General features: G+C 67.0%; 19 protein-coding genes. 8 read left to right on the top strand and 11 right to left on the bottom strand.

The features are described 5' to 3' along the window. Positions 1-3 precede the first annotated feature (3 nt). On the bottom strand, positions 4-822 hold the full coding sequence (gene ccmI / locus E4341_RS04235) for a c-type cytochrome biogenesis protein CcmI (RefSeq protein WP_165115414.1): 819 nt from the start codon (positions 820-822) through the stop codon (positions 4-6). A 44-nt stretch (positions 823-866) separates the two neighbouring features. Beyond that, complete coding sequence (locus tag E4341_RS04230; RefSeq protein ID WP_165115412.1) at positions 867-2,222, bottom strand: hypothetical protein; 1,356 nt, start codon at positions 2,220-2,222, stop codon at positions 867-869. 164 nt (positions 2,223-2,386) lie between these two features. Between E4341_RS04230 and E4341_RS04225 the strand changes: the two genes are divergently transcribed. Genes E4341_RS04225 through E4341_RS04205 form a run of 5 tightly spaced genes read left to right on the top strand, consistent with a single transcriptional unit; the run spans position 2,387 to position 7,021 of the window. Further along, positions 2,387-3,319, top strand: coding sequence for an ABC transporter ATP-binding protein (locus E4341_RS04225; RefSeq protein WP_165115410.1), 933 nt, complete (start codon positions 2,387-2,389; stop codon positions 3,317-3,319). Beyond that, complete coding sequence (locus E4341_RS04220) at positions 3,316-4,083, top strand: ABC transporter permease (RefSeq protein WP_055752804.1); 768 nt, start codon at positions 3,316-3,318, stop codon at positions 4,081-4,083. The genes E4341_RS04225 and E4341_RS04220 overlap by 4 nt, the downstream gene beginning before the upstream one ends. Before the next feature lie 42 nt (positions 4,084-4,125). Continuing rightward, on the top strand, positions 4,126-5,184 hold the full coding sequence (locus tag E4341_RS04215; protein WP_165115408.1) for a hypothetical protein: 1,059 nt from the start codon (positions 4,126-4,128) through the stop codon (positions 5,182-5,184). A 59-nt stretch (positions 5,185-5,243) separates the two neighbouring features. Continuing rightward, the gene (gene tldD / locus E4341_RS04210) at positions 5,244-6,674 is read left to right on the top strand and encodes a metalloprotease TldD (RefSeq protein ID WP_165115406.1); all 1,431 of its coding nucleotides are present in this window, start codon (positions 5,244-5,246) and stop codon (positions 6,672-6,674) included. Between the two features lie 59 nt (positions 6,675-6,733). Further along, on the top strand, positions 6,734-7,021 hold the full coding sequence (locus tag E4341_RS04205) for a hypothetical protein (protein ID WP_045809440.1): 288 nt from the start codon (positions 6,734-6,736) through the stop codon (positions 7,019-7,021). Positions 7,022-7,024: 3 nt separating this feature from the next. Here the strand turns inward: E4341_RS04205 and E4341_RS04200 are convergent, their stop codons facing one another. Next, positions 7,025-7,936: a TraB/GumN family protein gene (locus E4341_RS04200; RefSeq protein ID WP_165115394.1), complete on the bottom strand. Its 912-nt coding sequence runs from the start codon at positions 7,934-7,936 to the stop codon at positions 7,025-7,027. A gap of 187 nt (positions 7,937-8,123) precedes the next feature. Between E4341_RS04200 and E4341_RS04195 the strand changes: the two genes are divergently transcribed. Continuing rightward, positions 8,124-10,193 (top strand): TonB-dependent siderophore receptor, encoded by a 2,070-nt coding sequence (locus tag E4341_RS04195; protein WP_165115392.1) that lies wholly within the window; start codon positions 8,124-8,126, stop codon positions 10,191-10,193. A gap of 71 nt (positions 10,194-10,264) precedes the next feature. Here the strand turns inward: E4341_RS04195 and E4341_RS04190 are convergent, their stop codons facing one another. Continuing rightward, entirely contained in the window at positions 10,265-12,199 is a 1,935-nt protein-coding gene (locus E4341_RS04190) for a peptide MFS transporter (protein ID WP_066624011.1), read from the bottom strand. A gap of 281 nt (positions 12,200-12,480) precedes the next feature. Here E4341_RS04190 and E4341_RS04185 point away from each other — a divergent pair, with 281 nt between their 5' ends. Continuing rightward, positions 12,481-13,632 carry an N-acetyltransferase gene (locus tag E4341_RS04185; RefSeq protein ID WP_165115390.1) on the top strand — a complete coding sequence of 384 codons (1,152 nt, stop codon included), beginning with the start codon at positions 12,481-12,483 and terminating at the stop codon, positions 13,630-13,632. Here the strand turns inward: E4341_RS04185 and mscL are convergent, their stop codons facing one another. The 7 genes from mscL to aroA form a co-directional block, all read right to left on the bottom strand. Beyond that, positions 13,633-14,055, bottom strand: a complete 423-nt coding sequence (mscL, locus tag E4341_RS04180) for a large-conductance mechanosensitive channel protein MscL (RefSeq protein ID WP_066624021.1) — start codon at positions 14,053-14,055, stop codon at positions 13,633-13,635. Positions 14,056-14,078: 23 nt separating this feature from the next. Continuing rightward, positions 14,079-14,369 (bottom strand): integration host factor subunit beta, encoded by a 291-nt coding sequence (locus E4341_RS04175; RefSeq protein ID WP_039244165.1) that lies wholly within the window; start codon positions 14,367-14,369, stop codon positions 14,079-14,081. Positions 14,370-14,697: 328 nt separating this feature from the next. Beyond that, positions 14,698-16,401: a 30S ribosomal protein S1 gene (gene rpsA, locus E4341_RS04170; protein ID WP_066552585.1), complete on the bottom strand. Its 1,704-nt coding sequence runs from the start codon at positions 16,399-16,401 to the stop codon at positions 14,698-14,700. Positions 16,402-16,599: 198 nt separating this feature from the next. After that, positions 16,600-17,244: a (d)CMP kinase gene (cmk, locus tag E4341_RS04165; protein WP_165115386.1), complete on the bottom strand. Its 645-nt coding sequence runs from the start codon at positions 17,242-17,244 to the stop codon at positions 16,600-16,602. A gap of 100 nt (positions 17,245-17,344) precedes the next feature. Further along, entirely contained in the window at positions 17,345-17,626 is a 282-nt protein-coding gene (locus tag E4341_RS04160; RefSeq protein ID WP_205751352.1) for a hypothetical protein, read from the bottom strand. Further along, positions 17,623-17,892, bottom strand: a complete 270-nt coding sequence (locus tag E4341_RS04155; RefSeq protein ID WP_165115382.1) for a hypothetical protein — start codon at positions 17,890-17,892, stop codon at positions 17,623-17,625. Before E4341_RS04155 ends, E4341_RS04160 begins: the two co-directional genes overlap by 4 nt. Continuing rightward, positions 17,889-19,211, bottom strand: coding sequence for a 3-phosphoshikimate 1-carboxyvinyltransferase (aroA, locus tag E4341_RS04150; RefSeq protein ID WP_370458480.1), 1,323 nt, complete (start codon positions 19,209-19,211; stop codon positions 17,889-17,891). Before aroA ends, E4341_RS04155 begins: the two co-directional genes overlap by 4 nt. Before the next feature lie 122 nt (positions 19,212-19,333). Between aroA and E4341_RS04145 the strand changes: the two genes are divergently transcribed. Then, positions 19,334-19,795: a TIGR02300 family protein gene (locus E4341_RS04145; protein ID WP_055752793.1), complete on the top strand. Its 462-nt coding sequence runs from the start codon at positions 19,334-19,336 to the stop codon at positions 19,793-19,795. Positions 19,796-19,876: the final 81 nt, after the last annotated feature.

Raw genomic sequence — 19,876 nt, 5'->3', positions numbered from 1 at the left:
GCGTCATTGCGCGCTGTCCTTCGGCAGTCGGCGTTCCAGATCCAGACGGCGCGGATCGGCCGGGTCGAGCGCGGCGATCAGAGGCGTCCACAGGGTGCGGGCCTCGACGGCGTTGCCGCGCCGCAACGCGGCCTCGCCCAGGAAGAAGCGCGCGCCGAGCTGGTCGGGGTCCAGTTTCAAGGCCTCGCGGAAGGCGGCCTCGGCGTCGCCGCCGATCTGGTTGTCATTGGCGACAACAAGGCTTTCGCCCAGCCGCGCCCAGGCCTGGGCGTCGCGGGGGTCCAGGGCGATCAGACGGCGAAAGGCGGAGGCGGCGCCCAGCGGATCGCCGGCGGCAAACCGGGCCGCGCCCAGCATGGCCAGCGCCTGCCGATCCTTGGGCCGTTCCTGAACGACCCGCGCGGTCACCGCCGCCAGTTGCGCTGGCTCCAGCCGATCCAGATTGGCGGCCCAGTCGTCGACACGCCGCTCATAGGCCTGATCCGGCAGGCCGGGCGAGCCGGTGAAAACATAGAGGCCGAGAGCGGCCGCGACGGTCACGCCGATCCCGCCCAGCACCCAGAACCGATCGCTGGCGCCGGCCACCGGTGTCGTGGTCGCCGAAACGGCCAGAAGCCGCCGCCCCGCCTCGGCGCGCGCGCCCGCATAGGCCGCCTCGTCCAGCAGGCCGCGCGCCTTCAACCGATCCAGTTCCTCGATTTCGCGCGAGCCGGCCTGGGTTTCGGCTCCGGCCGCCGGATCGGCGCCGCGGCGCGCGCCGGTCAGCACCAGAAGGGCGGCCAGGGCCGCCGCCAGTCCCGTCATTATCCAGAACACGATCATCTTCGCCGTCTAACCCATCTGCGAAGGTCGGGCGAGGCGTCGTTTCAGCCCAGCCGCGCCATTTCCGCTGAGGCTGCGCGTCGCCTGACCGCGCGCGCCGCCTCCAGCGCCTCGATCACGGTCAGGAACCGCGCCGCGACCCCGATCAGACGCAGCACGTGGTCCGGATTTTCGGCCTCGCCGTCCGACAGACTGTTCAGCGCCTCGTCGGACCAGGTGGAGAGGTAGTCGGTCAGGTCGGCCTTCAGTCCCGAGCGATCGGCTTCGCAGCCGAAGGTGACGGCCGCGCCGCGCAGGGCCGCCACCGCCGCCAGCAAGGCCGCCGCAGCCTCGATCGGTTCGCCCTCGGCCGGCGCCTCCAGCCACGGCGACATCCGCGTCATGCGTCCGGTGATGACCTGACGCTTCATCGGCAGGGCGGCGTGGACGGCGCTGGAGGCGGACTTCATCAGACCCGAAAGCTGGCCCGACACCTGGACTCGCGCCATCCGCGCCGCCTTGCCCCAGCTTGAGTCGGGCCGCACCTGCAGGCTGAGGTCCATCTCGGCCAGCACGCCCGCGCACCAGTTGACGTCGTCCACCACGCCCAGCATCGCGGTCTCGCCGAGCGACGAACGGACCACGGCGGCGATCTTCTGCACCCGCGCCTGCACGGAGGTCAGCAGCCGCTCGACAAAGACGCCCATGTCGGAATGGCTGAGGGTGATTTCACGGTCGGCGAGGCGGCTGGTCCGCGTCACGACTCGCAGCATCCGCTCGGCGTCCGCCACATGGGCGAACAGGATGTCGATCATGCGCCGCCCGCCGTCCGGCGACATCGCCAGACAGTCCTGGATCAGCAGCCTCAGCCCCGCGAGCTGATTGTCGTCGGGACGTTCCAGCCAGACCGGCAGGCGCGGCAGGGCGCTGCGGGCCAGAGGCGTCAGGTCGAAACAGCCGGCCAATTCGACCGGAGTGGATGGGGGCTGGCCGTCGGCGGGACGCTGAAACTCGGGCCAGACGTCGCGCGGCCGGTCGCGCAGCACGGCGGCCGCCTTTGCGCACAGCCGATCGGCGGCCAGGGTCCATTCGCCGTCCACGGCCACAGCCCTGTCCAGCAGCGGCACGAAGTCCTCCTCGCCCTGCACCGCCTGGCGCCACACCCGTTTCAAGACCTGAGCCGGAAAGACCAGGGCGGGCACGCCGTCGGCGCGCGGCTGGAACAGTGGCAGCAGGGGCGCAAACGCCGTGCCGCGACGGGCGCGATCGCGCGCCTCTGTGGCGACGATGTTCGCCAGTTCGGCCGCCTTGTCGCCCTTCAGCGCCGCCACGGCTGCGCCCAGCATGCCCAGCGATGCGTCGGGACAGGCCTCGACGATCGCCGTCAGAGCGGCGTGGTGGGCGGCGGACAGGGACGGCACGAAAGCTCCTGCCAAAACTCAACTCAGGCCGGCACCGTGCGGCAATCGGGTTAACAACGACTTGGCGTCTATTGAGCGGCGCCGCCACTTGAGTCAGGCGTCAGGCACGCCATATTGCCGCCACACCCGGCCCGCGCCGCCGCGCGCGCCGGAAAGGAAAGCCTATGCCCGTAATCGAGATCGACGGCCTGACCAAGACCTACAAGTCGGGGCATCAGGCGCTGAAGCGCATCGACCTGACGATCAACAAGGGCGAGATTTTCGCCCTGCTGGGACCGAACGGCGCGGGCAAGACCACGCTGATTTCCATCGTCTGCGGCATCGTCACGCCCACGACCGGGACGGTGGTCGCCGACGGCCATGACATCCAGTCCGATTTCCGCGCCGCACGCACCAAGATCGGTCTGGTGCCGCAGGAGCTGACCACCGACGCCTTCGAGACCGTCCTGGCCACCGTCACCTTCAGTCGGGGCCTGTTCGGCAAGGCGCCGAACCCCGCCTTCATCGAGGGCGTGCTGAAAGACCTGTCGCTGTGGGACAAGCGCGACGCCAAGATCATGACCCTGTCGGGCGGGATGAAGCGGCGGGTGATGATCGCCAAGGCCCTAAGCCACGAGCCGGACATTCTGTTCCTGGACGAGCCGACCGCCGGGGTCGATGTCGAGCTGCGCCGCGACATGTGGGCCATGGTCAGAAAGCTGCGCGAGCGCGGCGTGACCATCATCCTGACCACCCATTACATCGAGGAGGCCGAGGAGATGGCCGACCGGGTGGGCGTGATCCTGAAGGGCGAACTGATCCTGGTCGAGGAAAAGTCGGCCCTGATGAAGAAGCTGGGCAAGAAAACCCTGACGCTGAACCTGATCGAGCCGTTGGCCGCCCTGCCCGCCGAACTGTCCGACTGGGACCTGACGCTGAAGAACGAGGGCGGCGAACTGGAATACAGTTTCGACGCCAACGCCGACGACACCGGCGTGCCCTCGCTGATCCGCCGGCTTGAGGCGCTGAACATCGGCTTCAAGGACTTGAACACCCGCCAGAGCTCGCTGGAAGACATCTTCGTCAGCCTGGTCCACCAGAACGGAGCCGCGGCATGACCTTCAACGGATACGGCGTCTGGGCCATCTATCGCTTCGAGATGGCGCGGGCGCTGCGCACCTTGTGGCAGAGCGTGGTCACCCCGGTGATCACCACGGCCCTGTATTTCGTCGTCTTCGGCGGCGCCATCGGCAGCCGGATGCAACAGGTGGACGGCGTACCCTACGGCGCCTTCATCGTGCCGGGACTGATCATGCTCAGCCTGTTCACACAGTCGATCTTCAACGCCTCGTTCGGCATCTACTTCCCCAAGTTCACGGGGACGATCTACGAAATCCTGTCGGCGCCGGTGTCGTCGCTGGAGATCGTGCTGGCCTATGTCGGCGCGGCGGCGACCAAGTCGGCGGTGCTGGGCCTGATCATTCTGGCGACGGCGGCCTTCTTCGTGCCGCTGCAGATCCTGCATCCAGTCTGGATGATGGCCTTCTTGATCCTGATTTCGGTGACCTTCAGCCTGTTTGGCTTCATCATCGGGGTCTGGGCCAATGGGTTCGAGCAGCTTCAGATGATCCCGATGCTGGTCGTGACGCCACTGACCTTCCTGGGCGGCGCCTTCTATTCCATCGACATGCTGCCGGACGGCTGGCGCACGGTGACCCTGTTCAACCCTGTGGTCTATCTGATCTCGGGCTTCCGCTGGGCCTTCTATGGTCAGGGGGATGTGGCCATCGGCGTCAGCGTCGCCGCCACCCTGGCCTTCTTCGCCGTCTGCCTGGGAATCGTCATGTGGATGTTCAAGACCGGCTACCGGCTCAAGAACTGATCCGTCACGAAACGGGCCAGATCGCCAGCGATTGAGAAGACCATGTCCGACGACCAGAAGACCCCGCCCCAGCCCTTCGCCCGCAAGCCGGTGACCTGGGGGCGCATGCCCGCGACGACCTTCCACGTCGGGCCGGTGCCGGTCGCGCCCAATCCGCTGGACCGCATTCCTAATCCGCCGCCTCGCAAGCCCACGCCGCAACAGCAGCAGGCCTCGATCCACACCCAGAGCCAGGCCTCCGGCGTCGCGCCGGCCAAGGGTCAGACGACGCCCGCCAATCCCGCCCCGCGTCCCGCGCCCCGTCCGCAGGGGTCAAGCATCCTGGGCGGATCGCTGATCCCGACGGCGCGCCCGGCCCAGCCCCAACCCCAGGCTCCAACGCCGCCGCAGCCCAGGCCGCAGCCGGCGCCGGCCGCTCAACCCGATCTGACCGTGCGGCCCCTGCCGGCGCCCGAGACGACGCCCGCCCCTGCGCCGAAGCCGGTCGCGGCCGAACCTGTCGCCGCCCCGCCAGCGGTCGCGGCCAGACCCGCTGTTTCGCCTGCGGCTGCGCCGATCACGCCCCGCTTCGCCCGTGCGCCCGCCAAGACCTCGCGCCTGCCGCTCTATGTCGGAGTCGGGGTCGTCGCCCTTCTGGTCGCCGGAGGCGGCCTGTGGTTCGCGATGCGTCCCGCCTCGACCCCCCCGGCGCCCACGCCCGCCGTCGTCGCCGATGCGCCTCTGACCGCCCCGCCGGCCGATACGGTTCCTGCCGACGCCGCCCCTGTCGCAGCCACCGAACAGCCCGCGCCCGCCGCGACGACCACAGCGACGCCGCCCGCCCCCGCCGCTTCCGCGCCGGCAACGACGACGCCGCGCGCGACGACGGCCGCGCCCCGCACGCAGACGCCGACCCAGACCCAGACGCCCGCCGCAACGACGCAACCGACGCCGCGGGCGCCGACGACGGCCACCCCGGCGCCGTCAACGCCGGCGCCGACCGTCACGACCGAGCCGCTGGTGATCGTGCCGACGGCGCCGACGCCCGCCCCGACCGCTGCACGTCCGTCGAGCAGCGATCCCGACGGTCCGGTGGTGACGCGGCCCCAGCCGCTGGACTGATCGGCGGTTTCGCGCGCCGGGCAGGTGACGAAACGGCCTTCAGCCCCTACCTACAGGCCATGACCGTTCACGCCTCCCCGCCGCCCATCCTCGACGCCGCCGGCGTCGATACTGATGAAGCCCTGTCGATCCTGAAGACGGCCCTGTCCGGCGCCGACGACGGCGAACTGTTCCTGGAGCGGTCCGAGAGCGAGAGCCTGGTGTTCGACGATGGCCGGCTGAAGTCCGCCGCCTATGACGCGACCGAGGGCTTCGGCCTGCGGGTCGTGGCGGGCGAGACCGCCGGGTACGCCCACGCCAACGAGATCTCGGCCGCCGCCCTGCGTCGCGCCGCCGACAGCGCCGCCCTGGCCAAACAAGGGCATGAGGCCCGGGTCGCCGAAGGCCCCCGCGCCACCAATCAGAAACTGTATGGCGAGGCCGATCCCCTCGCCTCGCCCGCCTTCTCCGACAAGATCGCTCTGCTGGCCGAGATCGACGCCTGGGCGCGCGCCCGTGATCCGCGCGTGGTTCAGGTGTCCGCCTCCCTGATCGGTGAACGTCGCGCCATCGAAATCCTGCGCGCCGACGAACGGGCGGTGCGCGATGTTCGCCCCCTTGTTCGGCTGAACGTCTCCGTAACCGTCGAACAGAACGGCAAGCGCGAGAGCGCCTCGTCCGGCGCCGGCGGCCGGGCCGGGTTCGAAGCCTGGGTCGCGCCCGAACGCTGGCAGGCCCAGGTAGACGAGGCCCTGCGTCAGGCCCTGGTCAATCTGGACGCCGTCGATTGCCCGGCGGGCGAGATGGACGTGGTCCTGGGCGCCGGCTGGCCCGGCGTCCTGCTGCACGAGGCCATCGGCCACGGCTTCGAGGGCGACTTCCACCGTAAGGGCTCGTCGGTCTTCAACGGCATGATGGGCCAGCGCGTCGCCGCCCCCGGCGTCACCGTGGTCGATGACGGCTCGATCGCCGGACGGCGCGGATCGCTGTCCGTGGATGACGAGGGCACGCCCACATCGCGCACCGTGCTGATCGAGGACGGGATCATGGTCGGGTTGATGCACGACCGGTTGTCAGCGCGGCAGCTAGGCGTCGCCGCGACCGGCAACGGCCGGCGCCAGTCATTCGCCCATATGCCGATGCCGCGCATGACCAACACCTTCATGGAAGGGGGCAAGGATTCGAAGGCCGACATGATCGCCAATACGAAGCGCGGCCTCCACGCCGCCAACTTCTCGGGCGGCCAGGTGGACATCACCAACGGCAAGTTCGTGTTCCAGTGCAATGAGGCCTATCTGATCGAGGACGGGGTGATCACCGCACCCGTTCGGGGCGCCACCCTGATCGGCGACGGGGCCACAGCCCTGACCAAGATCCAGATGGTCGGCGACGACTTCGCCTTCGATCCGGGCGTCGGCGTCTGCGGCAAGGCCGGACAGGGCGTCCCCGTCGGCATCGGCCAGCCCAGCCTCAAGATCGGCGGCCTGACGGTCGGCGGCACCGCCGTCTAAGCGAGCGGAACCGTATCGCTGCAAAGGGTGTTTCCCCGCCACACTGGAGAGGAAACACCATGCCTACTGAACGCGAAGTCCAACATCCCGATGGCCGGGTTGAACGCATCACTGAAACCAGCGCGGCGCCCACCACGGTCGTCGAGCGTCGCGGCAGCGGCATGGGCGCCATCGTCGCCCTGATCGTCGGCCTGCTGGCCGTGCTGGTGATCGGCTACTTCCTGATGAACATGAACCGCAGCGACGCGGTGAAGGACAACGCCATCGCCGGCGCGGCCGAGAGCGTCGGCAACGCCGCCGACAACATCGGCGAAGCCGCCCGCGACGCCGTTCCGGAACGCAAGTAAGCTTTAGCTCGCCGATTGAGCGGGGGCGGAGGGGCGCCATTCGGGACCGATCGGTTCCAGCCCCTCCGCCTCCAGCCGATCCAATACGCCGTTCGGCTCGGCCAATAGCCGCAAGGGCGCAATAGCGACGGTGACTCCGTCCTCGGCCAGCGCCTTGTCCACCGCCGTGTTCCATATTCGACGCAGATCGTCCGCCTGGGCCATCACCGACCAGTAGGAACAGGCCGTGGCCGCCTTTTCCAAGGGCGAATCCAACACCGCCGGAATCCGGCGCAGACGCCAGTTCTCCGCACGTTGCGCGCCCGCCTCGACCCCGGCCTCGGCCGCCGTCGCCGCAGCGTCGATGCAGTCGAGATAACGTTCGGGCGGCGTCGTCAGAACCTTTTCGATCAGCTCGTCACCCATGAAGATGCCGACGGGTTCAGCGGGCGTGCGATTGGCGCGCGTCGCCTGACGGACCAGGCCGGACACCGGACGCCCTCCACTGTTGTAACCGCCCAGTTCCATCAGATCGCCCGACAGGATCAGCATGCTGTCGCGGGTCGGGCCTTCGCCTGTCAGGCTTTCGACCCGGGCTTCAAGGTCAGGTGACAGATAGTCGGCGCTGGTGCGCCCATTCGGCAAACGGGTCAGCGTCCGAAACCGCCAGATCAGCCGGCCCACATCGGCCAGCGAGGCCCGCCCCTCGACGGGAAACAGAACGCGGTCCGCACGATCAACCGCCGAGATGAGAGCGTCGGTGCGCCACTCCATCTTTCTGGGCAAACCGTCGATCGATCCGACCAGGATCAGGACGCTGTCGCCGCGCCGCACCTCCCACATCGGCGCCTCGATCCGGCGGGCGGTGACGACGATATCCTCGACGGCGTCCGAAGGCGCGTCCTGCGCGATTGCAGGCGCGGTCGTCAGGGCCATCGCTGCAAGTAAAAGCACTAGAGAAGATGAGCGTCTGATCATTACATCGCTGTAAACTTTATTACAGTCACTGGTGTAATGAAATCGCTGTAATGATGTCGTCGATTTAATCCACCTTGCGGCCTTGTAACTGGAGATGAATGCGCCGGATCGGCACACCTCTCGCCAACACCCGAGGGGAAGACCAATGACAAAGACCCTGCTGCTGGCCAGCACCGCCCTGCTTTTCACCGCCGGCGCCGCATTCGCTGGCGACAAGCCGCAAGTCGCCGAGGCCCCGGTGCCGACCGGCCCGACCAACCAGGCGCCCCTGGCCGACGCCAGCCAGCGCGGCGTGCTGGTCTTCACGCCGGACTTCTTCGCCGCCCAGCGCCCCAATACGGCGCTCGACATGGTCAACCGCGTCCCCGGCTTCTCCATCGACAACGGATCGGGCGCGCGTGGCTTTGAAGGGGCGGTCGGCAATGTGCTGATCAACAACAACCGCCCCGCCTCAAAGAACGATTCGGGTTCGAACGTCCTGGGCCGGACCCTGGCCAATCAGGTCGAGCGCATCGAACTGATCCGGGGCGGTGCGCCGGGCATCGACATGCAGGGCTATTCCGTCGTCGTGAACGTCATCCTGAAGACGACCGACAGCCGCCAGTCGATCCTGACCTGGAACGCCATGCTGTTCGAAGGCGGCCATGACATCTATGGCGGCTCCTATCAGTTCACGCAGAACAAGGGCGATCGCAGCTGGGGCGTGACCCTGTCGGACGGAATGGGATCCAGCGATTCCAACGGCGTCGGCCGGTCGGTCCGTCGCAACGCCGCCGGCGATGTCATCCGCGACGAGCGGTACGAGAACGACGGCTGGGGCGGCGGCCAAGGTATTCGCGGCAACTACACCGGCCCGTTGTTCGGCGGAAAGCTGGAAGGCACCGCCCGCTATGGTCTGAACGACTATCAGAACTGGACCGAGCTTTCGTCGCCAACCTCCCTGCGCCGCAGCGACTATGCCGAAGACGGCGATTCCGGTGAGTTGGGCCTGACCTGGACCCGCACCCTGAACCCGCGCTGGACCCTGGAGACGCGTCTGATCCACGAATTCTCCAGCTTCGACAGCGTCTCGGGCAGCAACGAGACCCTAAACGGGACGGCGGCGCCGGAGCAGCAGTTCAAATCCAACGGCGACTCGTCGGAATCCATCCTGCGCGCCCTGGTGCGTCACGAACGCTCGCCTGCCCTGACGATCGAGGCCGGCGCCGAGATCGCCTACAATATGCTGGACGTGAACCAGGCCTTCACCATCGGCGGCGTCGGTGTTCCCCTGCCCAGCGCCTCGGTCAAGGTCGAGGAGACGCGCGGCGAGGCCTTCAGCAAGGCGACCTGGCGGATCAATCCGAAGCTGACGCTGGAGGGCGGCGTGCGCCTCGAGGCCTCCACCATCAGCCAGTCGGGCGATGCGGACCAGGAAAAGAGCTTCTTCTTCGCCAAGCCGCGGCTGCTGGCGACCTGGACGCCGATGGCCGACAACCAGCTACGTTTCCGCTTCGAGCGCGAACTGGGTCAGCTGGACTTCGGCGACTTCGCCGCCTCAGCTGAGCTGAGCGACGGCACGGTGTTCGGCGGCAACGTGGATCTGGAGCCGGAACAGCGCTGGATTTCCGAGCTGTCCTACGAACGCCGCTTCTGGGGCGAGGGCGTGGTCTCGATTGGCTATCGCCACGACCGCATCATCGACGTGATCGACCGCCTGCCCCTGCCCGGCGGCCTGTCGGCGACCGGCAACATCGGCGACGGAACGCTGGATCAGCTGTCGCTGAACGTGGTCGTGCCGCTGGACAAGGTCGGGATTTCCGGCGCCCGCTTCACCTTCAGGAACGACTGGAACAAGACCAACGTCAACGACCCGACCACGGGCGAGGACCGCCGCATCTCGGGCGTGCGCCCCAGCCAGGCCAATGTCGGCTTCCAGCAGGACATCACCTCGTGGAAGACCCAGTGGGGGATCAACTGGCTGCCGCGTCTGGGACAGGCGACCTACGATCCGGACCAGACCTTCGCCTGGCGCGGCGCGGACTATCTGGAGGCCTTCGTCGAATACAAGCCCAGCCCGACCCTGTCGCTGCGCGCCCAGCTGAACCTGTGGGACGACTTCACCCAGCAGCGCACGGTCTACGCCACACGCAATCCGCGCACCGTGGCCTTCGTCGAGGAGCGCTCCATCGACCCGCGCACCTTCGTCTCGTTGCGGGTCCGCAAGACCTTCTGAGGTCGCGCTTCACGCAGCAAAAAGCCCCGGCGGATCGCTCCGCCGGGGCTTTTCCATTGGTCAGGCGCGGATCAGTGGCTGGGCGTCGAGGCCGCAGGACGGGCGACGTTGCCGTCTTCCTGACCGCGATCGTTCAGCGCGGGGCCAGGGTGGTTGTCCCCGTCATTGGCGCCGTGCGACCAGCCCTTGATGAAGTGGCTGATGACGATAAAGGCCACACCGATACCCATGCCCCACAGGCCCAGCAGCTTGAACACTTCAAGCGAGGTCTGCAGCGCAAGGCCCGGGTTCAGCACCTGGCCGCCGACCGTCTCCGTACCCGCCAGGCCGGCGATCCAACCACCGACATATTGGGCGATGGAGCTGGCCAGGAACCAGACGGCCATCATGAAGCTGACCACCTTGGCGACGGACAGTTTGGTGATTTCCGACAGGCCCACCGGCGACAGGAACAGCTCGCCGGTCGTGTGGAACAGATAGAGCAGACCCAGCAGGAGCAGCGGCATCTGGAAGGCCGAGTTGGCCATGCCGGCGCCCCACACCACGATCATGAAGCCCAGTCCGACCTGGAGAAGGCCGAGGCCGAACTTCAGCGTGGGGTTGGGGTCCAGGTTGCGCTTGCCCAGGAAGGACCAGAGCGCGGCCATGATCGGCGCGAAGATCAGGATGAAACCCGCATTGAACGACTGGGTCTGGGCCGCCGTGATGGTGGCGTCGATCCAGGGACCCGACGTGCTGAGACCGGCGGCGGCGATCTGGGCCGGGGTACCGACGGTGACGCCCAGAAGCTGGAAGGCCTGTGGCGTGATGCTCAGATCGACGTTGCGGTCGGCGAACAGGTTCAGCGAGGTGCCGGCCTGTTCGAACAGGGTGAAGAAGACGACCGACCCGAAGATCAGCACCAGGGCCAGCATCATCCGCTCGCGCTGCGCCTTGTTCTCGCAAACCTTGACGATGACGTAGAGGATGAACAGCAGCGACGCGACGGTGGCGGCGCCCAAGACCCAGCCCACCAGGGCGTTGCGCTGAACCATGAACCAGACGACGCCGACGCCCAGGATGCTGAGCAGGTAGATCGACCATTCGCGGTTGATCGGACCCAGCATGGGCTTGCTCAGATTGGCTTCGGCCGGAGGCTCGCCCTTGCCTTGTAGCAGGGGTTTGCCCAGCACGAAGACCACCCAGCCCAGCGCCATGCCGACGCCGGCCAGGCCAAAGCCTGCCCACCAGCCGACGGTCTGACCCAAAAGGCCGCACAGCACCGCCGCCCAGAAGGCGCCGAGGTTGATGCCGTAATAGTAGAGGGTGAAGCCGGAATCCCGCCGCGGGTCACCTTGCGGATAGAGCTGTCCGACGATGGTCGAGATGTTCGGCTTCAGGAAGCCGACGCCCATGATGATGAAGGACACCGCCAAATAGAAGACGTTTACGCCCGCCATGTCGCGGGTCGCGTCGATCTTGTATTCGCCGGTCGGCAGCACGGCCGGCAATGGCGAGGCGGCCGGCAGGTTCTCGATCGCCAGGCCGTTCTCGGCGGCCTCGAAGGCGTATTTCTGGCCGTTGACGACGATCGACACTTCACGCGCCGCGCCGCGGCCTTCGGCGTCGATCTGATAGGTCTGACCGGCGTAGGTCAGGGTTTCGGTCGCGGGACGGCCCTCGAAAGCCATCATGCCGTGACCGGCGACCAGGAGCAGGGCGCCGAAGGCGACGGCCTTACGCGTGCCGATGAAGCGGTCGGCCATGATGCCGCCCAGCAGGGGCAGCAGATAGACCAGGGAGGTGTAGGAGCCGTAGGTCGACCCCGCCATGGCGTCGTCGAACAGGAAATGTTGCGTCAGGAAGAAGATCAGGATGCCGCGCATGCCGTAGTAGGAGAAACGCTCCCACATCTCGGCGAAGAATAGGATGATCAGTCCGCGCGGGTGGTTTTTGAGGATCTGCATCAGCACCGGCACGCCCGTGGCGAAGGTGATGATCAGTCCAAGGGCGACGACGATGTTCATGCGCGCGTCCCCCTAATCGTCTTCACGCGTCGTGTAAGTCGCGCCTTCCCCAAATCCGTCCTCAACGGCTCACTCCCAACTGCCGCGCCGCTTATCGGGCGCGCGAAAGGCGCATACCCAGCACAGCGGGCGAATCCGAACAAGTGTTAAGGCTGTCGCGGGGGCGGCCAGGCGACGTGTGAAGGAAGAGAAAAACAACCCTTAGGGATGTCTGATGGCGTATATCCTGCTAGGTCGTTCGTCAGAAACGCACACGGTTTCATAATGGGAAGGAGCGCCAGATGTCTGTCAGACCGATCGACGCTCCCGACCATGCGGCGCTGAACCGGCTGCATCGTCAGGTTGGCTGGCCCGAGCGGTCTCCGGCCGGATGGCGCTGGCTCGAGGCCAATCCTGCGCGATTGATGCTTGGCGCGCCGGCCGGCTGGGTGGTTGCGGACGAGAACGACAACGCCGTCGCCATGCTGGGTAACTTCATCCAGCGGTTTCGATACGGCGTCCAGGACCACTTCGGCGCCACCGGGTTTTCGATCATCGTGCCGCCCAGCCAGAAGGGCGCCAGCCGGCCGCTAATCCGCACCTTTTTGAAACAGCCAGGGCTGTTCGCCCGCTACACCTTCAACGCCAATGCGCGCTCGGCGCCGCTGTACGGCCTGTTCGACATGAAGCCCTGGCCGGCCCAAACCCACGGGTTGAAGCTGTCGTGGATCACCGATCGTCTGGCCTGCGCTCAGGGTCGAGGGCTGCGCCTGCTGCTGGGCCGCACCTCCGCCGAGACCGCCGCGCGACTGGGCGAACGGCTGATGAACGGGCGCGTGTTTCGCCAGACGCCGCTGGTGCTGCCGGCTGGGGTGACGGTGCTGCGCGACTTGTCGGACGCCTCGCCCTATGCGGACTTCTGGCGTCGGCTGTCGCAAGAAGATCGTCTGCTGGCGGATCGCGGTCCGGAAGTGCTGCGCTGGCGGTTGGCGGACCCCGACCTGACCCTGCCCCCGGTCATGTTGGCCTATGTCAAGGACAGCCGCATCGTCGGAATGGCGATGGCGCAGATGACCAAGACCAGCCTGATCGAGCCGCCCTATCTGGATATTCTCGATCTGATCGCGCTGGAGACGGCGCCCGAGGCGATTGGGCTTCTGACCCAGGCGTTGATCGACAACGCCCGCGCGCTGGGGGCCGCCAAGGTGCGGCTGCAGGTGGTGACGCCGCGCCTGCTGGCGCAGTTGGGCGATCTGGCGAAGACGGCTCGGCGCGAAGGCGGCTGGGGACACTGCCACGCCATCATCGACGATCCTGCACTGGCGGCCGCCTGGGCGCCGGCGCCGTTTGACGGCGACTACGGCATCTGTTCACGCACGCCGCCGATGCCCAAACCCTTGGCTGCCGCCGCAGTCACGCGCCCCACCTTGGGCGGGCGCGTGTCCAAGGCCTGATCAGGCGTTGGGGCGGGCCTTCAGCTCGTCGCGTATCTCGGCCAGCAGGGCTTCGGTCGCCGTCGGCGCGGCGGGCGCCGGATCGGGCTTGGCGGCTTCCTGACGACGCAGGGCGTTGATGCCCTTGACCACAAGGAAGACGACCCAGGCGACGATCAGAAACTGGATCACGGTGTTCAGGAAGGCACCGTATTGGATCGCCACCTTCTCGACGGCCTCGGTCGCCGGGTTCTCAGCCCTCAGCACCCATTCCAATTCCGAGAAATCGATGCCGCCGGTGATCAGGCCGATGGGCGGCATCACCACCTGATCGACCAGGCTTTTGACGATGCCGTTGAAGGCGGCGCCGATGATCACGCCGACCGCCAGGTCCACGACATTGCCCTTGACCGCGAACTCGCGAAACTCCGACAGCAGGCTCATGAGATTTCCTTGAGAAAGTTAGATCAGGCGTCGCCCGAGGCGTTCAGCCGCTCGCGCAGCTCCTTGCCGCTCTTGAAGAAGGGGACGGCCTTGGCGGGCACCTCGACGGTTTCGCCAGTACGCGGATTGCGACCCGCGCGCGCCGGGCGCGACCGCACAGACAGGGCGCCGAAACCGCGCAACTCGACCCGGCCGCCTTCGGACAAGGCCGAGGTCATGGTGTTGAGGATCACATTGACCAGCCGCTCGACCTCGGCGTGGGTCAGGTGGGTGTTTTCCGCTGCAAGCTTCTCGATCAGTTCGGACTTGATCATCTGCGCCCCCGCGAGCTCGGAATGACGGGCTGTTTCGCCCGCCGTCGATCCAGAGCCCACACCCTAACCTTCGACAGGCTCTGTAAAAAGCCCTTATCCGACAATGATGCGCGCCATTCTCAATAAAAATGTCCGGAAGTGCACACAGCAGTGTGCCAGACAGAGAAAAGGGCGACGGGATTGCTCCCGCCGCCCTCATTCGTTGTCGCTATCGCAGAGCGCGCGGCGCTCTGCTGCTTGAGCGAGATTGCCGCTATCGCAGAGCGCGCGGCGCTCTGCTGATTGAGCGAGGCGACCGAAGGACGCGATGCGCCCTTCGGCTTGAGCCTTACTCCTTGGTGCCGGCGTTCTTCAGCGCGGCGCCCAGGATGTCGCCCAGCGAAGCGCCCGAATCGGACGATCCGAACTGTTCGATGGCTTCCTGCTCGTCCTTCATTTCCAGCGCCTTGATCGACACCGAGACGCGGCGCGAGGCCTTGTCCACGGCGGTGATCATGGCGTCGACGCGGTCGCCGACGGCGAAGCGTTCCGGACGTTGCTCGTTGCGATCGCGCGACAGGTCCGACTTGCGAACGAAGGCCGTGACCGGCGCGTCGTCTTCACCGAACTTGACCTCGATGCCGCCCGACTCGATCGCCGTCACGGTGACGGTGATCTGCTGGCCGCGACGATAGGTGTCGCCCTCGCCGATCGGATCGCCGCCCAGCTGCTTGATGCCCAGCGAGACGCGTTCCTTCTCGACGTCGACGTCCAGGACCTTGGCCTTGACCATCTCGCCCTTGCGGTAGCGCTGGATGGCTTCTTCACCCGACACCGACCAGTCGAGGTCGGACAGGTGCACCATGCCGTCGATGTCGTTGTCCAGGCCGATGAACAGGCCGAACTCGGTGGCGTTCTTGACTTCGCCCTCGACGGTCGAACCGATCGGGTTGTTGGCGACGAAGGCGTCCCACGGATTGTCCTGAGCCTGCTTCAGGCCCAGCGAGATGCGGCGCTTGGAGGCGTCGACATCCAGAACCACGACGTCGACTTCCTGCGAGGTCGAGACGATCTTGCCGGGGTGGACGTTCTTCTTGGTCCAGGACATTTCCGAGACGTGCACCAGGCCCTCGACACCGGCTTCCAGCTCCACGAAGGCGCCGTAGTCGGTGATGTTGGTGATGCGGCCCGTGTACTTGGCGCCGACCGGATACTTGGCTTCCACGCCGTCCCAGGGGTCCGACTGCAGTTGCTTCATGCCCAGCGAGATACGCTGGGTGTCCGGGTTGATCTTGACGATCTGGACCTTGACGGTGTCGCCAACGGCCAGAACCTGGCTCGGGTGCGAAACGCGCTTCCACGACATGTCGGTGACGTGCAGCAGGCCGTCGATGCCGCCCAGGTCGACGAACGCGCCGTAGTCGGTGATGTTCTTGACGACGCCTTCGCGGACTTCACCCTCGGCCAGCTGACCGACCAGTTCCGTGCGCTGTTCGGCGCGGGCTTCTTCCAGGATGGCGCGACGCGACACGACGATGTTGCCGCGCGGACGGTCCATCTTCAGGATGGCGAAGGGCTGTTCCTTGCCCATCAGCGGGCCGACGTCGCGGACCGGACGAATGTCGACTTGCGAACCGGGCAGGAAGGCCGAGGCGCCGCCCAGGTCGACGGTGAAGCCGCCCTTGACGCGACCGACGATAGCGCCGTTGACCGGCTGGCCTTCGGCGAACACGACTTCCAGACGGGTCCAGGCTTCTTCGCGACGGGCCTTGTCGCGGCTGATGACGGCTTCGCCCAGGGCGTTCTCGACGCGCTCCAGGTAAACCTCGACGTTGTCGCCGACCTTGGGCAGGGCGCCGTCGTCGCCTTGGCCGAATTCGCGCATGGCGATGCGGCCTTCGGTCTTCAGACCAACGTCGATGATGACGATGTCTTTTTCGATGCCGACGACGCGGCCGTGGACGACCTGGCCTTCGCCGAAGTCGCGACCCGACAGTTGTTCGTCGAGCAGCGCCGAGAAGTCGTCGCGCGTGGGGTTGAGAGTATCAGACATGAAGCTCTGGTGTTTCCAGTGGGGCTGTGGCGCGTGACCGAAGAACGATCCCGCGCGAGGTGGACCCCTGACGCAGCGAAAGGCGGCGCGCGGGGCGATGGGAAAAGATGGAATCAGGTCGTCGGGATGCGAGACCGTTCAGAACGATCAAAACGCCCGCGGAGGCCGAGGGTGGGAGCGTTGGATTTGCGAAATGGGTCAGAGACCGTGTTTCGCGCGCGCCGCCTCGACGATACGGCGGGCCGCATCGAAGGCGGCCTCTATACCCAGATCGGTCGTATCCAGCAAGACCGCGTCATCGGCCTGAACCATCGGGGCCGCCCCGCGCCCGGCGTCGCGCTCGTCGCGGCGCTGGATGTCGGCCAGCATGGCGTCAAAGGCGATGTCCGATCCGCGCGCCGTCAGCTGCTTCCAGCGGCGTGTGGCCCGCACCTCGGGCGTCGCGGTGACGAACAGTTTGGCCTGGGCGTTCGGCGCAATCACCGTGCCGATGTCGCGTCCGTCGAGAACCGCGCCGCCCGCCTGGGCCGCGAAGGCCTGCTGTAGTTCCAGCAGAGCCGCCCGCACGCCGGCGAAGCTGGCGACACGGCTGGCGGCCTCGCCCGCCTCGCCTGTCGTCAGGCGCGGATCGTCCGACAGACCCGCCGCGTCGAGGCCCCGCGCCGCCTGCGTCGCCGCGGCCTCGTCATCCAGCGATCCGCCGTCCGCCAGCACCTTTGCGCCCACGGCTCGATACAGAAGCCCCGTATCCAGATGCGGCAGGCCATAGGTCTGGGCCAGACGCGCGGCGATGGTCCCCTTGCCAGAGGCGGCCGGTCCGTCGACGGCGATGATCAGGGTCAAGCAGGTCTCCGCAGCGCGTGGCGCATTTCAATCTCGATCCCAAACGCACGGGAGGCCGAACCTGATAGCGAGGATCGCCCGACCAATCCAGCCGAAGCCCTCAGTCCTGGCGTCCGACCAAATCACGAATTGCAAGGCTGGCCAGCAGGACCGCCAGGCCCGCCCCGGCCGCGACCGACGCCACATAGAAGCCGAGGACGCTCCAAAACAGCAGGGGTCGGTCCGCCAACAGAACGTCCGGCCCCTTTCGGTTGTTCAGCACCCCGGCATCCAGGCTTTGGACGATCTCTCGGGCTCCGATCACGCAGAACCAGCCGATCAGGATCGCGATCGCCAGCGTCAGGATCGGCTTGATCCAGCCCGACGGCCCCGGCCGGTTCACGACCATGCCTTCCAACGCGCCAGAACCACGACCGCGAAGGCCGCCAGACCCAGCCAAACCAAACAGGCGACGCCGTTCAGCGCCACGGTCGAATAGAAGAAGGCGTCGCCCTCGGCCCTGAGATGCACGGCGCCATGCTTGCCCGAGACCTGGCCTGTCGTCACCCCTTGCCAGACGATCCAAGCCGTCCAGCCGGCTCCGCCCAGACAGGTCAGAAAACCGAGGACCGCGATGCCTCGACCGAGGACGTCGCGCGCCGACTTCACGCGATCCGCCCGCCCAGCCCGTTCATCGTCTCGACGAAGCCGGGGAAGCTGGTGGCGATCATCCCAGGCTCGTCGACCGAGACCGGCTGTTCGGCGGCCAGGCCCAGGACCAGATGGCTCATGGCGATGCGGTGGTCGTGGGCGGTGTGGACCAGGCCGCCTCCACGCACGGACTCGCCCTGGCCGGCGCCGGTGACGATGAAGCCTTCCGGCTCCTCCTCGACCTGAACGCCGCAGGCGCGCAGGCCCTCGACCATCAGCGAAATGCGGTCGCTTTCCTTGACCCGCATTTCACCCACGCCGCGCATGACGGTGACGCCGTCCGCAAAGGCCGCCGTCGCCGCCAGGATCGGATATTCGTCGATCATGGAGGCGGCGCGATCCTCGGGCACGACCACGCCCTTCAGGGACGAGTGACGGGCGGTGATGTCGCCGACCTCTTCGCCCCCGGCCTCACGCCGGTTGGTGATGGTCAGGTCGGCGCCCATCTCGATCCAGGTGTCGAACAGGCCGGTGCGAAGCGGGTTCAGCATCACGCCCTCGACCGTGACCTCAGACCCCGGCACGATCAGACCGGCCGCCAGGGGAAACGCCGCCGAGGACGGATCGCCCGGCACGGCGACGAAGGTCCCGGTCAGGGCCTGTCCGCCCTTCAGCGTCACCTTCCAGCCCTCGCCCCTCTCCTCGACGCCCACCTCGGCGCCGAAGGCCCGCAGCATCCGCTCGGTATGGTCGCGGCTCTTTTCCGGCTCGACCACGGAGGTGACGCCCTCGGCGTTCAGACCCGCCAGCAGGATGGCCGACTTCACCTGGGCCGAGGCCACCGTCTGCACATAGTCGACGGCCTTCAGCGCGCCGCCGGTCAGGGCCACAGGAAGCCGATCCTCGGCCGCCTGCCAGTCGAACGCCGCGCCCATCTCGGCCAGCGGTCCCGTGACCCGCTTCATCGGACGCTTCCTCAGCGAACCGTCGCCATCGAAGGTCGCCGTTAGCGGATAGCCGGCCGCCGCGCCCATCAGCAGGCGCACCCCGGTTCCGGCGTTGCCGCAGTCGATCATCGAAGCCGGCGTCTTAAAGCCCCCCGCCCCCTCGATCCGCCATCTGCCGTCTCCGGTCCGCTGGACCTTGGCGCCGAAGGCTTCGACTGCACGGGCGGTGGCCAGGACGTCGTCGCCTTCCAGAAGGCCCTCGACCTCGGTCACGCCCGACGCCATTCCGCCCAGGATCATCGATCGGTGCGACATCGACTTGTCGCCCGGCGCGCGGACCTTTCCGGTCAGGGCGGATGCGCGGCGCGAAGTCAGTTGGGACGGCATGATCACCCGCTTCAGGCTGTATTGTGCGAAGGGCCGCGCGGGCGGCGCGAAAGACAGCTTTTGACAGCGGGTCAAAGGGGTGGCAAGGGACCGCCCCGAATTCAACCCGTTGAAAGCATCCAAACGTGGCCAATCCCGAACTGGGCGCCAAACAGGTCTGCCCCAACTGCCAGGCGAAGTTTTACGACCTGAACCGTCGCCCTGCACACTGCCCCAAATGCGGAACCGACTTCGATCCCGAAGAGGCGATGAAGCTGCGCAGCCGCCGCGCCCGTCCCGGCTATCCGTCCGACGATGAGGACACGGAAGATCAGGTCAAGGACAAGAAGGTCGACGGCGACGAGGACGAGGAAGACGACGTCAAGACGCCGGAAATCGACGAGGAAGGCCACGAGCCGATCCTGACCCCGGACGACGAGGACGAAGACTCCCCGGCTGACGCCTCGGAAGAAGCCGGCATGGGCTCGACCGACGGCGACGACGATCTGCTGGCCGACGACGATGACGACTCCGTGCCGTTCATCGAGGACGAAGACGACGACTCGATCGACGACGAGATCGCCAAGCCGTCGCGCGACGACGACTAAATTCTTGGGCCTATCGCGCTTCGCGCGACTTGAAGCCCGACTTGCTGTGGGCTTCTCGCGATCTGGCTCAGATTCTTGTTG

Source organism: Brevundimonas sp. 'scallop' (assembly GCF_011045535.1).
Lineage (GTDB): Bacteria > Pseudomonadota > Alphaproteobacteria > Caulobacterales > Caulobacteraceae > Brevundimonas > Brevundimonas vesicularis.
The sequence above is the reverse complement of the archived record's forward strand: the minus strand, read 5'-3'. Positions and strand labels throughout refer to the sequence as shown.

Excerpts from the sequence above, each read along its gene's own strand:
- ccmI (WP_165115414.1), bottom strand. The coding sequence starts at position 822 with ATGATCGTGTTCTGGATAATGACGGGACTGGCGGCGGCCCTGGCCGCC.
- E4341_RS04225 (WP_165115410.1), top strand. The coding sequence starts at position 2,387 with ATGCCCGTAATCGAGATCGACGGCCTGACCAAGACCTACAAGTCGGGG.
- E4341_RS04220 (WP_055752804.1), top strand. The coding sequence starts at position 3,316 with ATGACCTTCAACGGATACGGCGTCTGGGCCATCTATCGCTTCGAGATG.
- E4341_RS04215 (WP_165115408.1), top strand. The coding sequence starts at position 4,126 with ATGTCCGACGACCAGAAGACCCCGCCCCAGCCCTTCGCCCGCAAGCCG.
- tldD (WP_165115406.1), top strand. The coding sequence starts at position 5,244 with ATGACCGTTCACGCCTCCCCGCCGCCCATCCTCGACGCCGCCGGCGTC.
- E4341_RS04205 (WP_045809440.1), top strand. The coding sequence starts at position 6,734 with ATGCCTACTGAACGCGAAGTCCAACATCCCGATGGCCGGGTTGAACGC.
- E4341_RS04200 (WP_165115394.1), bottom strand. The coding sequence starts at position 7,936 with ATGGCCCTGACGACCGCGCCTGCAATCGCGCAGGACGCGCCTTCGGAC.
- E4341_RS04195 (WP_165115392.1), top strand. The coding sequence starts at position 8,124 with ATGACAAAGACCCTGCTGCTGGCCAGCACCGCCCTGCTTTTCACCGCC.
- E4341_RS04190 (WP_066624011.1), bottom strand. The coding sequence starts at position 12,199 with ATGAACATCGTCGTCGCCCTTGGACTGATCATCACCTTCGCCACGGGC.
- E4341_RS04185 (WP_165115390.1), top strand. The coding sequence starts at position 12,481 with ATGTCTGTCAGACCGATCGACGCTCCCGACCATGCGGCGCTGAACCGG.
- mscL (WP_066624021.1), bottom strand. The coding sequence starts at position 14,055 with ATGAGCCTGCTGTCGGAGTTTCGCGAGTTCGCGGTCAAGGGCAATGTC.
- E4341_RS04175 (WP_039244165.1), bottom strand. The coding sequence starts at position 14,369 with ATGATCAAGTCCGAACTGATCGAGAAGCTTGCAGCGGAAAACACCCAC.
- rpsA (WP_066552585.1), bottom strand. The coding sequence starts at position 16,401 with ATGTCTGATACTCTCAACCCCACGCGCGACGACTTCTCGGCGCTGCTC.